At 47.7% G+C, this 16,292-nt stretch carries 11 protein-coding genes; 5 read left to right on the top strand and 6 right to left on the bottom strand.

The annotated features are described in order from the left end of the window. Position 1 precedes the first annotated feature (1 nt). Positions 2-2,260: a glycoside hydrolase family protein gene (locus tag AC1DF0_RS18550; protein ID WP_477574922.1), complete on the bottom strand. Its 2,259-nt coding sequence runs from the start codon at positions 2,258-2,260 to the stop codon at positions 2-4. Positions 2,261-2,432: 172 nt separating this feature from the next. Here AC1DF0_RS18550 and AC1DF0_RS18555 point away from each other — a divergent pair, with 172 nt between their 5' ends. The 5 genes from AC1DF0_RS18555 to AC1DF0_RS18575 all read left to right on the top strand — a co-directional run bounded on the left by AC1DF0_RS18555 (position 2,433) and on the right by AC1DF0_RS18575 (position 10,626). Further along, the gene (locus AC1DF0_RS18555; protein WP_477574923.1) at positions 2,433-4,502 is read left to right on the top strand and encodes a right-handed parallel beta-helix repeat-containing protein; all 2,070 of its coding nucleotides are present in this window, start codon (positions 2,433-2,435) and stop codon (positions 4,500-4,502) included. Positions 4,503-4,533: 31 nt separating this feature from the next. Beyond that, entirely contained in the window at positions 4,534-6,918 is a 2,385-nt protein-coding gene (locus AC1DF0_RS18560; protein ID WP_477574924.1) for a helix-turn-helix domain-containing protein, read from the top strand. 209 nt (positions 6,919-7,127) lie between these two features. Beyond that, the gene (locus AC1DF0_RS18565) at positions 7,128-8,108 is read left to right on the top strand and encodes an ABC transporter permease (protein WP_442048096.1); all 981 of its coding nucleotides are present in this window, start codon (positions 7,128-7,130) and stop codon (positions 8,106-8,108) included. Between the two features lie 17 nt (positions 8,109-8,125). Further along, a complete protein-coding gene (locus tag AC1DF0_RS18570) occupies positions 8,126-9,016 on the top strand; it encodes a carbohydrate ABC transporter permease (RefSeq protein ID WP_442048097.1) in 891 nt (296 codons plus the stop codon). A gap of 50 nt (positions 9,017-9,066) precedes the next feature. Beyond that, positions 9,067-10,626: an ABC transporter substrate-binding protein gene (locus AC1DF0_RS18575; protein ID WP_442048098.1), complete on the top strand. Its 1,560-nt coding sequence runs from the start codon at positions 9,067-9,069 to the stop codon at positions 10,624-10,626. A 117-nt stretch (positions 10,627-10,743) separates the two neighbouring features. Here AC1DF0_RS18575 and AC1DF0_RS18580 read toward each other — a convergent pair whose 3' ends face one another. The 5 genes from AC1DF0_RS18580 to AC1DF0_RS18600 all read right to left on the bottom strand — a co-directional run bounded on the left by AC1DF0_RS18580 (position 10,744) and on the right by AC1DF0_RS18600 (position 16,269). Then, positions 10,744-11,451 (bottom strand): multicopper oxidase domain-containing protein, encoded by a 708-nt coding sequence (locus AC1DF0_RS18580; RefSeq protein ID WP_477574925.1) that lies wholly within the window; start codon positions 11,449-11,451, stop codon positions 10,744-10,746. A gap of 64 nt (positions 11,452-11,515) precedes the next feature. Continuing rightward, complete coding sequence (locus AC1DF0_RS18585; protein ID WP_477574963.1) at positions 11,516-12,478, bottom strand: NAD-dependent epimerase/dehydratase family protein; 963 nt, start codon at positions 12,476-12,478, stop codon at positions 11,516-11,518. A 108-nt stretch (positions 12,479-12,586) separates the two neighbouring features. Next, complete coding sequence (locus AC1DF0_RS18590; protein WP_477574926.1) at positions 12,587-13,120, bottom strand: TetR/AcrR family transcriptional regulator; 534 nt, start codon at positions 13,118-13,120, stop codon at positions 12,587-12,589. Between the two features lie 153 nt (positions 13,121-13,273). After that, positions 13,274-14,755: a hypothetical protein gene (locus tag AC1DF0_RS18595; RefSeq protein ID WP_477574927.1), complete on the bottom strand. Its 1,482-nt coding sequence runs from the start codon at positions 14,753-14,755 to the stop codon at positions 13,274-13,276. Between the two features lie 14 nt (positions 14,756-14,769). Then, on the bottom strand, positions 14,770-16,269 hold the full coding sequence (locus AC1DF0_RS18600; RefSeq protein ID WP_477574928.1) for an AAA family ATPase: 1,500 nt from the start codon (positions 16,267-16,269) through the stop codon (positions 14,770-14,772). Positions 16,270-16,292: the final 23 nt, after the last annotated feature.

A 16,292-nucleotide genomic window follows, 5' to 3' on the forward strand; every position in this document is an offset into this window, starting at 1 on the left:
TTCAAAGGGGAATTGTCGTCGTTTCTCCCGGCCTCACTTCAACCCGCTGCCATCCGGCGGAAGCGCATTGCCCGAGGGGCTTTGCTGCTTCCGCTCTATTTTCGACCAGAACCTTAACCGCCGCGGGATAGACCGACTTATTGCATACCGAGAGGATACGCTCACCTTGCTCGTTAACGATAAGCCCGCACTCCACTTGATCGATCGCAAAAACCTTATCGTTGGCCAAGTCAACATAAATGCCGGGAAGCTCCGCATACGTAAGCATAAGCGAAACCTCGCACCAGCACGAATAAGGAATCACTTCTCCCACATAACCTTTACCTTCCCAATCGCTCATATTAACGCGCTCGCTCATATAACCCGGCGGCATATTATGACCATCCCAACCTCTCACCGGACGATCCGACCGTGACAAATATTGCGGCAGATTGCCCGCGATCTCTCGCAGCAGCTCCATATACATCGCTTTGCCGGTCGCACGATACAGCTTCAGCAACGAGTCACCGGACAACGTACAAATACCCGGTGCGCTATGCTTATTCTGAACGTTGGCAATTACCGAGCCGGTCGTACGAATGCCAAGCCTCCCGAATGTCGACTCCTCGGGAAAGCGGAAATCGTACGACACGCACCACGTCATCGCTTGTTGCGCCGCTTCCTCCGCCCGGTCTATCCAAGCCTTCTCGCCGCTCGTCTCATATAGKACAATATACGATTCGAGCAGTCCAAACGCCGATTCACTATCCGGGCATTGCAATATTTCACCCGGACCGCCTGTCGTAACTCCCTGGGCAGTGAATTGTTGATAGAAGGATTCGGCCGATTCCTTCGCAACCTCCATATACATGCTATCGCCGAAATAACGGCTGCAAAGAGCTAGCCCTGCCGGGGCAATACCCGCTCCAGCCGAACCGCCGATTATAATATCTCCAGTCCCCGTGTGCACCCATTGGCCGAATTGACCGTACGTTTGCCATAGTCTCACGAACGCATCGGCCAGCCTTCGCGTCCCGTCCGTCCAGCTAGGCGGCAATTGGAATTCAGGCTTCAACCGCTCAAGCGCGATGAAATGTTTCATAATGAAATAGAGTGCATCCGCGCTCTTGCGCAATATATGCCAGCGCTCCGGGTACAGTCGGTCCGGAGCGTCATTGAACTCATCCCCATACCACTCTCCCTGATAACAGACACCATGGAAAAATCCCGACTCCGTCTGGCTTCTGAACATAAATTCAAGCGTCTCAAGCGTCCGCTCAACTGACTCGTCATTGCCTTCCAGCAGTAAGGCGTAGCTGGACATTCCGCCTCCGACCCAGCCGATCTGCCAGTCCTGATGCTTCATATCGATTGTGCCTACCGCATAGTAGCCGAGCTGCTCATTCCAATTCAGCTCGTTGTACTTCTTCTCCTGAATCTCCCATGCGGCGGAGAAAGGCAGACTCGATGCAAGTTTCGCTGATGGCTTGCCCGAGGTTCGAATAGAAGCGAACTTCTGGAATAGTCCTTTCACATCTTCACATGGGAAACGATATACACGGCAGCGAACTTGCACGATTTCACCCAGTTCGAAATCATGCCCGCGATCGTCGCTTGGCGCTTTGGTCGTCGCCATCTCGTATTTCGTCACCGGCCTGACGCCCGGCGCTTGAAAAGAAATTCGCGCCGAGCTTCTGTCCAAGCTTTCTTCCATATGTATCGACGTATCGCCAAGCACAGTCGCTTGCTCTGTTTCGAACAACCAGCCGACAGACATTTTTTCGTCGAAGATGCCGATGATCGGCGTTGATGCATCGCCTGTCAGAAGGTGGAAGGCGGAAGACGTCTGTGGTTTCTTCGATAGCCTTGGCACATCGGTAATAATCGTCGGCACATCCGGCCCATGTTCATCGAGCTTCGTCCAGCATGGAGCATAAGGCAGCTCCCTGACCTCGAATCGATTGCCCGCGTATACCGCTCCCGGTACAAGTACATAGTTGGAACTCGACCAATCCGATAACGAAAAGGATACTGCAGCAGCCGATTGCTTAGCATAGCCTTCCGACCGAAACACCACAGTAAGAGCCAATCCTTCGCTGCTATCCATTGCTCCTTCATATGACAATTTCACCTTCCAAGCATCGCCGGATGCCCCAGCTACCGCCCCCCCTTGTTCTCCGTTCCAGTTAACCTCACCGTTCTCCACCGGAACCGCATCTTCATATCTCGTAATGAAGGCCCCCAGCTTAACGCCTGTTCCACCGAACAACTTGTTAACCATCAAAACAATCCCCTTTTTGATTACTGTAATTGATGGATACGTTATCATGGGATCTGAAAGCGGTCTACTGTGAAAAAAACGATTAAGTGTACTTATTTTGAAAGCCCTTGCAAGTGTAAAGACATCGGATTTATAACTATAATGTAGCTTTATAACCAAGGAGGGCTTCTTCATGGAAACCGCTTATTACGTAGCGCCATACGGCAATGATAGCCACTCGGGCAGCACCCATGCCCCTTTTCTTACGATCCGCAGAGCACAGGGGGAAGTCCGTACGAAAATTAGGAACGGCATGGATCAGGATATTACCGTTTATATGCGCGGTGGATTGTATGAAATGGATTCGCCTCTGCGCTTCGATGATAGAGACAGCGGCAGAGACGGATGGAAGGTTCGCTACTGCAGCTATCCGGGCGAAGAAGCACGCCTTGTAGGAGGCAGAGCGATAACAGGATGGAAGCCTTATAAGGGGAACATATGGCAAGCAAAGCTAGACAGTGATTTCCCTTCCTTCTATACGCTGTATGTGAACGAAGAAAGGATAAAGCTGGCGAGGCTGCCCGCTTCCGGCTACTTCGAGACGGCTGCCCATGAAGAAGGAGGAAATGCCTCTGACCAAGGAATTACTTTTCGCGATGCAGACCTTCCAGCCCAATATGATCTAACCGAGGCGCAAGCCTTCGTATGGCCGGGCGAAGGGGAATGGAATTGGTTCTCCGAGACGAAGAAGATTGCGTCGGTTAATTGGGAGAAGCGCTATATGAGCTTCGAGACACCGTCAACTTGGTCGATCGGAACTGGCTCGCGTTATTTCTTGCAAGGGTCGCTCGACTTCCTTCGCGCCCCCGGGCAATATCATTTGGATTCGGCTGCCGGTATCCTCTATTACTGGCCAGTAGATGGAGCAGCCGACCCGAATGAGCAGATCATTATCGCTCCATCGGTCAAGAGACTGCTCGACATTCAAGGCTCATCCGACGCTCGGACCGTTAAGGATCTTAGCTTCTCTGGCCTTGCGTTATCCTGTACCGACTTCTTCCGCGAGTATCGAATGATGGACGAAAATACCGAGCGTAAGGAACACCGCGAAGGCTTAATCTATATCAATCATGCTGAACACATCGAGATTAAGAGCTGTATGCTTCAACTGTCCGGCAGTTGCGGTATCTTCTTCGATTGTTATACGAAGCATATTGTGATCGAGGGCAACGACATCCGCAACCTCGGCTATTGCGGAATCAGCTTGAACGGATTCCCGCCAGGCCAAGGACCATTCGTAGATGCGGAATCCTCTTACACGAACTCTCATAATCGCATTGTGAACAACCGTATTACACACGGCGGAGAGCTGATCGGCCATGGCTGCGGCATATTCCTCTACCAAAGCGGTGACAACGACATCTCGAATAATATGATCGCCAAGATGCCTCGTTACGGCATCTCGCTCAAGGGCATGAGGCATAAGACACTGCCCGAGCAAGTATACGGTGTTCCGGTCACATGGGATAACCACTGGGATTTCCTTCACAGCCGCAATAACCGAATTGCATATAACGATATTTCCGAAGTAATGACGGACAGCCAAGACGGAGGCATGATCGAGGCATGGGGCCCTGGCCGCGGCAACGTTATTCATGGCAATGATCTGCATGACAGCGGCATTCACTTCTCGTTCGGTTTCGGCATCTATTTAGACGACGCCGCCGATGATTTCACCGTTACGAACAATGTGATCCGCGGGCTCTATTCAACTGGCGAAGGAAAGCTATGGATGCTTATTTTCTCCAAGGGCATCGGCAACCGAATCTACAACAATCTGCTTGTATCCAATCCTCATGCGATCTCGGCTATCGGCTCCCAAGAGATGGCGGACGAGGAGAATAAACTTATCGATATTGCCGGCAACATCATTTATAATTCAGGGTATCTCTATTACTTCGTCAATTATAGCGACGAACGCTTCGCTGCCGCCGATCGCAATCTTTACTGGCGCGAGGGCATGAGCTGCCAAGTAGCCGGCAACCTGCCGCTTGAAGCGAGCGGCGCTGATCCTCTTGAGAGGAACGAATACCCGCTGGAGCAGTGGCAACACCTCGCTAACGGCAAATACGACAAGCATACCTTAATAGCTGAGCCCGGATTCATCGATGCCGATCATGCGGATTACCGGCTCCGACCGGATTCGCCTGCTTACCGCTTAGGCTGGACCGACATCGATTTTGAACGAATAGGTGCGAAATAGTCAAATACCAATCACAGGGGGCTGGGATCGGATGAAGGTATTCGGCTTTTACAAATCCAAAAAGTATTTGCAGCGGGTCATGCTCTCCATAATGGCGTCCATGGTGCTCGTACTTGCCGCTTCATCGGTATCCAATACGTATATTTTAGAAAGATCGGTCAAGCGCATCCAAGAAGATTCCAACCTGAAGGTTCTCTCCCAAATCCAATACAATCTCTCTTATATGAACGACATTATTACGAGGCTGTCCAATTTCGTCTATCGCGACCATTTCCTTATACCGCTTATGTTCAACGGCGACTTGCCTAAGATGGATCTCATCCGCGGCTACCGCCAAATGTCCAACATTATGGAAAGCTCCTCTTTCCTGCACTCGATGGTGATTTATAATAAGTCGCAATCGGAGCTGTACGGCACGAGCAACAGCTTCCTGCTCGACGGCGGCATTACGAAGGAGAAGATCAGAAGCACGTTGCTCGATCCCGCCAATCCTCAGCCTACGAACCGGCTTATCCCCATGAGCATGTCTCAGGGCGATGAACGGATCGACTCGTTCGCTTTTATCGTGACCGATTCGCTTAAGCCGTTCTCAAGCAGCCAGTCAGGAATCATACTGTTCATTAAGTCCGACTGGGTGTTCGAAAGCTTGCGGAAGATGAACGTGGCAAGCAGCCGTGATCAAGGGGAAATCCTTATCCAAACGAAGGATGGCCAACTGCTGTCTTCCGATCCGAATGCCTCCTATTTGTCTTCGGAGCATCAGAATAATATTAACGAACTCGTCCTGAACGACAAACAAGCAGGCCAACATACGTCTGGCTTCGTCATTGGCGACCTGGCGGGGGAGAAAAACATGGTTACGTACATGGACGATGGCCTAGGTTCTTGGACGATTCTGTATATCCAATCCTATGGCAAGCTCATGGCCGACGTGACCAAAACCCGCAATCAATCGTTCATGCTGTCCGGACTGTTCCTGCTGTTCGCGATCGGCATATCGATCGGATTATCCTATAAGCTGTATAATCCGATTGAAAACATGCTCAAACGAATCAGACCGCATCTTCCGAGCACGCGGAAGGAAGACGCTCAGGAGGATGACAGCTCCGGCTCCAGTTCTGGCAGACACGCTAGTCAAAGCTACGGAGACGAGCTGACTTTGATGAGCGACAATTATATGCGGCTATCGGAGAAGCTGAACGAGATCAGCTCCGAGCATATCGTGAGCAAATATTATATCCGCCGGTTTCTGACGGATAGTCTGCTTTTCTCGCATCGCGACATGCAGCATTTGATCGAAAAGCACGAGCTGAACATTTCTGTCCGGGAACCGCTCATTGTATGCGTGCTTAAGATCGATCAGTTCGCGGTGTATGACCGTATGACGACAGGCAGTGCCAAAAAGCTGCACAGCTTCGCGATCGTCAATATTGCCCAAGAAATAATGGGCAAGACCTACCCTTGCGAATCGGTTGAAATCAGAGGCGATCATGTCGTGCTCATCCTCTCTCCAAGCGAGCTGGACGACAACGCGCAATTCAATCAGGTCAGAGCGCTGCTGCGCGACATTCAAGATACGATTGAGCGGTATTACGGCCTTTCGTTGTCCTGCGGCATTAGCGATGTGATCTCGCAATTCCCGTATCTGTCGACGGCATATGCCCAAGCGCTGCGCTGCAGCCAATATATGATCGTGAAAGGAAACAAGGCGATTATCGCGTCGGATGATATTAAGGAAAATCTGTCCAGCAAGCAAATGTCGCTGCCGGACGCCATAGAACGCAAGCTGGCCGAGGCGCTTAAGAAAGGCCAGCTGACGAATGCGGGCAATGAACTGGAGAAGGCGTTCTCCCATATCGCAACATTCAGTTACGAGGATATGCTTCGCGCCGTCAGCAATCTTGCCTGGACGATCAAGAACGCCGCTTCCGATATTGTAGAGCATCGCATTGGCACATTCTCCGTCGATATGGACTATATTCATCAGATTCCGCAGGAGAAGGAGACGCTTGAGGAAATGTATCTGTCCCTCCTCTCGCTCTGCGCCAAAATATGCGAAGGACAGCGGCCGGCCAACATGGAGCGGAACGAAATTATACTTGAGACAGTCAAGGAGCTCATCGAGCAAAAATTCGCCGATATCAATCTGAGCCAGCAGTCGATCGCATCGACCGTGAAGCTCTCCTCCGCCTACATCGGCAAGCTGTTCAAGGAAAGCTACAATATGACGATTACCGAGTATATGAACGAGGTTAGGCTGAATCACGCGCGGGAGCTGCTCGAGAGAGACAACTATACAATTGCAGAAATAATGGATAAATGCGGATATGCGAATCAAAGCTACTTTTTCCGGCTGTTCAAAGGCAAAGTCGGCAGTACGCCTAAAGAATATCGGATGAAAAAATCGATTTCTTAGAGCCATTTCAAGCACCTAACAGCCCCTTCCTCCACTGCTTAAAGTGGGAGAAGGGGCTTTTGCATGCCCGTATAGCGGGCAATTACACGAAATCGAATATTTTACAGTCGCAAACTACAGTTAATCCATCATTGTATTCTATCCGCTGTACTTCTTTCATGGCATGATGGGCATCAGAACAGGAAAACAACAGAAGGAGGAGATCATTAGTGGCACAAACCAAACTCGCCGATTCTAACGCCGATGCGCAGCGTCCATTGCCGAACAAGCCGAGCTGGCTTCGCAGAGAATGGAAACATCTGAAGAAAAACCGGGAATTGCTGCTGCTCGCGACGCCGGGTATTTTATTCAAATTCGTAATCGCTTATATCCCGATGATCGGGCTCATTCTTGCCTTTAAGTATTTCAGGTATGACCAAGGCATCTTCGGCAGCAAGTGGGTAGGCCTGAACAACTTCGAATTTCTATTTAAGGCGCAAGACGCGGTGCGCATCATCCGCAATACGCTGCTTTACAATCTTTCTTATATTGCCCTTGGAACGGTTGCCGCATTGCTTCTTGCATTGCTCCTGAACGAACTGAGCGGCAAATTGATCAAGATTTATCAAACAACGATGTTTCTGCCTTACTTCCTCTCCTTCGTCCTTGTCGGTTATATTACGAGCGCCTTCCTCGACCATAAGGGCGGTTTTCTTAATACGATGATCGGATGGATCGGCCTTGAACCGCACAAATGGTATTTGGAGACGGCGCCTTGGATATTCATCCTGCCGCTCGTCGCCCTGTGGAAGGGCATCGGCTTCTCCACGCTAGTCTACTATGCGGGCATTACCGGTATTAACACCGACTATTACGAGGCGGCCAGACTAGACGGCGCATCCCGTATCCAGATGATGTGGCGCATTACGCTTCCGCTGCTCAAGCCACTCGTCATCATCTTGTTCATCTTAGGACTCGGCAACATCTTCCGCGGCGATTTCGGCTTGCATTATTTCGTACCGAATAACGTTGGCCCGAACTTCCCGACGACTGACATCATCGATACGTACGTTTACCGAGCTCTGACGAAACTAGGCGATATCAACTCCGCGGCGGCAGTCGGCTTCCTGCAATCGGTCGTAGGCCTCGTTACTGTCGTAACCGCCAACTATCTCGTTCGGAGAACGGATAAAGACAATGCATTGTTCTGAACAAGGAGGAATTACACATGCAAAGCACCAGATCATTTAATTGGATGAACGGGTTCATCAATCTATTTCTAACGATTCTTTGCTTGATGATTGCCCTTCCGTTCGTCCTCGTCGTCATTATATCGCTGACCTCCGAGAACAGCCTTGTGCAGAACGGATATCAGTTTTTGCCGAAGGAATGGAGCGCGGAGGCGTACCGAATCATTTTCGAGAAACCGGATCCGCTGCTGAAGGGCTATCTCGTGACTCTAATCATTACCGTCATCGGTACAGTGACTTCGCTGCTGCTCACCGCAATGACTGCCTATCCGATYTCTCGGATGGACTTTAGATACAATCGTCCGATTACGTTCTATGTTTTCTTCACGATGCTGTTCAACGGCGGCCTGATCCCTTTCTACATCATGATGACGCAATACTTGCACTTAAAAAACTCATTGCTGGCAATCATCCTTCCGACGCTGCTCAGTCCTTTCAACATTATGATCATGAAAGGTTTCCTGGACAAAATCTCAAAGGAAATTATCGAATCCGCAAAGGTTGACGGAGCAAAAGAGTTCCGGATTTTCTTCGGCATCATCCTGCCGCTGTCGACGCCTGCGCTAGCGACGCTTGGCTTGTTCATCGCCTTCGGCTATTGGAATGAATGGTTCTACGCGCTGCTATTCATCGACAATGACAAATACATTCCGCTGCAGCTGCTGCTCGTGCGTATTCTGTCTCAAATCGAGTTTCTGGCCAACTCCCCCCTTGCCCAGGTTGCCGATAAGCTCGCTTATGCGAACTTTCCGACCTTGTCTGTTCGAATGGCAATGGCGATTCTCGCCGGCGGACCAATGTTAGTCATATTTCCTTTCTTTCAGAGGTATTTCGTGAAGGGTATTACAGTAGGTTCCTTGAAAGGATAAGGAGCGACTATTGTGCCAATATAAAAACAATATAAACGGAGGGTTCACAGATGAAAAAAGCAAAAGCATCTCTATTGGCCAAATGGTTCACGCTTACGCTATGTCTTGCCATTATCGCGGCATGCTCAAACAATGGCAACACGCCGAACGCTACCAATGCCCCAAGCAATGCCGGCAGCAGCACGAATGCTCCTGAAACTGAGACGCCTGCTGAGCCAGCTCTTCCCGAAGTGAAGCTTACCTTCATCTATCCGGTTTCTGCTCAACCTGGTCCGGACCAGCAGCTCGTCAATGACGAGATCAACAAATATTTGAAAGAAAAAATCAACGCGACCGTAGATTTGAAGCCGCTTACTTTCGATGAGTACGAGCCGAAGCTCAACGCCATGCTCGCAGCAGGCGAAGACTTCGACCTCGCATGGAGCTCGAAGGGCTGGCTAGGCAATTATCAGCCTTATATCGATAGAGGCGCTTACTTGGAAATTACGGAAGATATGATCAAGCAATATGCACCGGAAGCCCGTGCGAACATTCCGGATAAATTCTGGCCGGATATGCTTGCCGTAGATGGCAAAGTATACGGATTCCCAATCTATCAAGTAGCCGCCAAGACGAAGAGCCTTGTCATCCAGAAGCGCTTCGTAGACAAATACAATCTCGATGTAAATTCGATTCAATCTTACAAAGATCTTGAGCCATTCCTTAAGCAGTTGAAAGAAAATGAGCCGGATATCATCCCGCTCGGTCTTGCGCAAAACTCATGGGGCTTGTTCACGGACAAGACGAAGGTCGGCGAAGGGCTTGTGCTTAGCTACGCTAAAGACGATCCGTCGCTCAAATATATCGGCGGGCTGCAAATACTCGATGAGAAAAAAGAATACTACGATACGATGCGCAGCTGGTACCAAGCCGGATACATTAACGAGGATGCTCCGATCATCCAGAACATTAACGATTTGAAAGCCAAAGGCAATGTGGCGGTAGGCCTCGAATTCACTTCTAAGCCTGGCGGTGAAGTTGGCGAAATGGCTGTAAACGGCGGCAATGAAGTCGTCTATGCTCCGATTGCCGACAGCTACTTCACGGGTATCGCCGGCGCTATGCATGTCATCAACAAAAGCTCCAAAAATCCGGAGCGTACGCTTATGCTGATCAATCTGCTTAATACGGATCAGTACCTTTACAACTTGATTTGCAACGGTATTGAAGGCAAACACTATAACAAAACAGATGACAAGTTTATCGAGCCGATCAAAGATTCCGGATACGCGCCGAACGGCGACTGGGTATTCGGCAACCAATTCAACGCTTATCTGAAGCCAGGCCAAGCAGCGGATACGTGGGACAGAACGATCGAGCTTAACGACAGCGCCATCGTCCCTGCGACAAGCGGCTTCGGCGTTAACGAAGAGAGCATCAAAGCCGAGATCGCCAACGTAACGGCAGCCAACAACGAGTATCAAGCCGCGCTTGAATCCGGCTCCGTTGATCCAGCCAAGGAACTGCCGAAATACCGCGACAAGCTCATTGCTTCCGGCCAAGAGAAGATCGAGCAAGAAACCGAGGCGCAGTGGGAGAAGTTCAAGCAAGATAAAGGGTTAGTGAAATAGGAAGTTTTATAGCAAAAATAAGACCGCAATCGAAACGGTGCTGCCGTGTCGATTGCGGTTCTTTTCTAAATCTTTTTTTCCAAAGGCACCTCTCCATTCACGATTGCTCTCTTTGCTCTACAAATCCGGCAAATTCCCTGATTTTGTCCCCACCCGATAAGGCGTTGCGATACCTTCGTAATTGAACATCATGCTCATGCCCATGGAAGCGTGCATCAGATCGTGGCAATGCATCATCCATAATCCGGGATTATCCGCTAGTACATAAATCTCGTAGGTTTCGTCCTTTTGCGTTAAGAGGGTATCCAGATATACCGGACTTCCGGTCAAAGGCTGGCCGTTGCGGCTAAGAACCCGAGAGACATGTCCGTGCATATGAAACGGATGATTGCCGCCACCGGCATTCAAAATCGTAATTTTCACGCGATCTCCCTCCTCTACGATCATTGGAGGAATTTCATGAAAGCTTTTACCGTTGATCGTATTGATAAGAAATTCATAGTTATCCAGCAGTCCAGGCTCATTCAGGTCATGGCCGTCCATCGCAATGATCCGATAGGCTGCTCCGTTAACGCTTATGGTGTCCGTATCGTTCGTCGCATTGATCATTCTTACTCTGACCGTAGATCCCGGGGCGGCATCTATATTCAAATCGTTCGTTGATCCGTTCAACATATAAGTGCCGTTCAGTTGTTGGATGAGGACAGAGTCCTCTTCATCATAGTCGAATGCGTCTTCTTTCGGATCTATAATAAGTTTCCCCAATAACCCTTTTTTGGCTTGTACCGAACTAGCCTGATTTCCTTTGCGCGATAGCTTTCGCATAAGGGGTCTCCTCTTTCATGATTAATTATTGATTGATCAATAACTAAAGAGCAATTGAAAAGTGTTATACGCTCTTCTGCAATTCGCGAATGGTTGCAGCAATTCCGTCTGCGGGCTTTGTTACCTGGATTTTGCCAATTTGACGTTCATATTTTTCACCGCTTAGCCGTAAAGGTTCTTCCGTTAGATAAAGCATTTCGACCACTTCCCTCATGACCGGTACGAATAGGCCAAGCAGTGAAAGACCGTACTTGCCGAGCGGTATAACAGGTTTTGTTGTCCCGCTTGCTTGCTGTGCGATTCGAACGATGTCGCGACCGGAGATCAATTCCGAACCGGGAATATTCCAGTTTTGTCCATACGCGTGGTCATGATCGGATAGCTCGACAACCATTTTAGCCGCGTCTGGCAAATATACGTACTCCCGAGGAACTTTCATATTGCCGATAAAAAACGCCATTTTGCCGGCAGCGATTGCCTCAAGCGTTCCTCCCAAATACGAAGCCTGATTCGCGGTTGGCCCATAATAATCCGGCAATCGAACAATCATCGCTCGTGCCTCGCTCCAACGGCTGCTGAAGATCATCTGTTCGAATGCAAGACGAACTTTGCCCTTCTTTGTATGCGGCTGTTTCGGATGATCCTCTGTCACTTTGCTCATCTGTCTTCTGCCGTAAGGATAGATACCGTCTATCGCCACGACCTTCAGCTTCAAACGATTGGCAGCCTCCATTATGGCTTCGCCGAGCGGCAAAAGTTTGCTTGCCATCTCATGATAAGGTACATTCGCGCAATGGAATAGAACATCCGTTTCCTTAGCCGCATCTGCAATATCGTCGGAGTTGAAGGCATCACCTACGGCAATCGTTAGATTAGAGGGACTGCCTAATTGCACGGCAAGCTGCTCTAGCTTCTGGCGGGATCGTCCAAACGCAATCGTCGGTATCCCTCGTTTCGCCAGCTCTGCCGTAATCACCGCACCTGTACCGCCTGTCGCACCTACAACTATCGCTTTTTTCATTGTCATCATCCTCACTTTTATTATTTGTGATTGATTAATCACTAACTTGTTTTCACTATAGCATTTAGTTATTGATTGGTCAATAACTAAATGCTGCGGCTTGAATCGCCGGTCTTACCTTTGCTTCATCAACAGTTCCGGCATGTCGAGCGCCGATGAAATATTGCAAAGCATCCCCCGTGCTAGAAACAGGAATGTTCTTTCCTCCGCGTTGGGGATTTTGTTATTAACGAATGCATCCAAAACAATTTGCCGTACTTCTCGAAGTCCGGCCCGCATTGCCTCTCGAATCGGTTCTTCTTGAATTGTCTGTGCTTGCATCTGAAGGTAGGTTTCATTCATATGGGAGGCCAATATATCCTCGTAAGCCTTAATCAATTCGCTTTCCAACCGTTCCGGTGTTGCGGAATCCACGACTTGACGGAAAGATTGGCTTATTCTCATCCAGGACACCTCTAACGCGCTTAACAGTAAGGCTTCTTTCGTTGCAAAAAAACGAAAAATATAAGGCTGCGATATTTGAGCTCGTTCCGCTACCTGTGCTGTGGTTGCCCTGTAATAGCCGGTCTCCGCAAACACTTCGATCGCCGCCGATATAATATCGGTTTTACGATTAACGACTGCTTTTTCATCCTTTGGTTTTGGCAAGTTCTCTTCATCCTTTCGTTTAGTGACTAATCAATAATTAACTGGTTTGAGTATATCTCAAACCTCGTTGTGAAGCAAATGGATGTGCTAGGTGTAGAAAGATAAAATAACTGTCCCCACTAGCGAATAGGGGACAGTTATTTTATTCAAACCTTAAAATAATGACTTTATAAAATTTTTTGCTGTGTTATATGCTTTTCCGACTGCTTTTGCACCAGACTTGATCATATTTACCGCTGTACTTCTTACCTTCTGTCCCGCTTTGCAGATTGTTTCACCTATCGTTGAACCAGCCATATAAGCAACGGTTCCGCCAACCATTGAGCCTAATACCGCTCCAGCAACCGTTCCGACCACGGGTATCCAACTTAGTGCCATTGCCCCCACTATTGCTCCTTCAGCAGCACCGAGACCGCTGCAAATAAGTCCGCTAACCGCCGATACGGTAACACGCTCCATTTTTTCTAATCCTTGAACTATCGTTAATTCACCATTGGCTACTTTTCCTAACACTTTCACATTCTCAATGGATACGCATGCCACATTTGCTATTACTCCTGCTGGGGTACCTTTCGGTATCATTGCAATTAGCCCTTTTTCAGAAGCTATCTTTAGCGCCACAGCCGTTGCGCTTTTGACGCCAGCATCAGCTCCCGTTCTTAAAGCTGCTTTCACAACCTCATGACCCTTTATTTCTTGATTGGTCATTTTTTTATGAACAAGGTCAAATCCTACAGCAACAGTCGCGGATTGAAAGCCAGCCAATGCAATATTTTTAGTCATATGGGAGGTCAAGTCTTTCAACTTATAATAGTTCCAATCCGTATCGAGAGACTGTCCTTCTTGAGCAAGCTTTTGCAATTGTTTTCCTTCTGCCTTATCCATAGGACGGCTTTTCAGGTTATCGTTGCCTATCGATTCTCTGCCATTAGATACATCAAGTGCCTGACCTTTGGATATTAACTTCCCCTGAAAGGCATAGTTACCTTTATCGAATGCTCTATTGGTCGCAACCGCATCTCCACTAAGCTTTGCTTGGTACTTCTTCACGATCGTGCCAAACTCATCCTTAATGACAAGATCAACTGAATTTTTGGTGTACGTCTCACCTGGCTTAGGTGATAATACTTCTGCTCTTAAATTGCTTTTTCTTAATGCAGCTTCCATATTAAATGTATTGGCATGGTGGTGCTCAAATATAAATCCATCTAGATTCGAATTCATATTGATAGAACCGTCCAAATTGGTTATCGCATCTCGCATCTGCTGATTCGAAGTTGCAATCACATGATCAATTTCTTGAAGGTACTGTCCGACTTTGCTAACTTCCATACCAATTGTTGCTTCTTGGACCTTTATTTGCAGCCATTTTTCTTTGGTCGTCCCTTGTTCGACTGCATTACTTAGACTCTTTAAATTCGCATCATGAACTTCAACAGATTGTATGATTTCAATTTTGTACTTTTCAGCCTCAGCATAACTCATCTCAGGCAAATGTTTTCTCAGTTCGTCTTCGATCCATTGTTCTTCGGACATAGACTGCTCTTTAGTAGAAAAGCTTTCTACAACATCTCGAACAATATCAATCACTTTTTCCTGGTCATGATGCGAAGCGTTCATTGGACTGGCACTCATTCCGCTTCATCTCCTTAACTTTTAGATGCTGATTTAAAATGATTCTTTTTGTACGCGTCTGACAAAACTTTTATTTTATCTTTGAATAAGACGGATAGGGATGCTGTGTCCTCAATGATTGAAACCATATCTTGAGTAGTCACTTGTTGTTTCCCAGAAACAAAAGCTCTTTCAATCCCTTCCTTTACAACCCMTTCAATATCAGCTCCGCTAAAACCTTCTGTTTTCCTGCTCAGCTCGGCAAAATCAATCGCTGCCATATCGCCTCTTCTTCGTTTTGTAAAATGGATTTCAAAGATTCGTTTTCTATCCACCGCAGTCGGGAGATCGACATAAAAGATTTCATCGAATCTTCCCTTTCTTAGCAGCTCAGTTGGAAGGTTTGAAATATCATTTGCAGTTGCAACGACGAAGGTAGGACTGTTTTTTTCCTGCATCCACGTTAAAAAGTATCCAAACAATCTTGTAGCGACCTCCGCATTAGCACCGTTTCCTATGCCGGCGAACGCTTTCTCCAATTCATCGATCCATAACACACAAGGGGATATCGCTTCTGCCAGCTTGATCGCTTTACGCATATTGCTTTCCGATTCCCCAACGTACTTGCCTAATAATCTCCCCATATCCAATCGTAATAGAGGGACTCCGAATAATTGGGCTGTTGCTTTGGCATTTAGGGATTTACCGCACCCAGGCAGACCGGCGATTAACACACCTTTTGGGATATCTACTCCATATTCCAATGCCTTGTTCATATTTTTAAAAACCTTCGCTTTATTGGAAAGCCATGATTTCAGGTTTTCAAGACCGCCGATTTCATGAATTGTTTCATTCTGTGGGATCATTTCCAAAATCCCTGATTTCTTTATTACTTGGAACTTTTGATCGTAGATGAGCTCCAAATCCTTTTTCGTCAAATCTCCGTCTTTCGAATAGGCAAGTGATAAAATATTTACAATTTCATATTCGGTAAGGCCCTTAAAAGCAATTGTTAATTCATCCAATAATTCATTTGCAATATCGGGCAACTGGTTGTCACGAAGAAATCTCCTGACTAATTGTTTAACATCCTGTTCCTCCAAATAGCCAATTTCGATTATCGTTATGTATTTCTCTAACTCCGTCGGGATCTTCAATACAGGGGAAACCAAGAACAATACCGTCTCGAGTCCGTTATAGATCTTTAAGGCGATTTCCTTTAATGTGCTTATGACATGAGGATTATCCAAAAAGTGATGAATATCTTTAAGTACTAGTATTTTGCCATTCAACTCATCATCTTGGCTTAAGGCATACAATATTTCTTCAACTGTTTTGATACTGTCGAGCAAAGGGCTCTTCGTTTCGAAATGAACAAACCCTTTTGAAGCATTCCATTCAAGTATCTCTCTGCCATATGCCACTGATTTAATGAGGCTGTCGACCTTGGTCTCTTCAAAAGTATTCAAGTATAGTAATGGAAATTGGGCATCTACATAGTGCAAAATCGTCTGACTAACCGGATTCTTTAGCATAAAAATCGACTCTCCTACTTTGT

The sequence above is a fragment of the Paenibacillus sp. 05T425 genome, assembly GCF_056396205.1.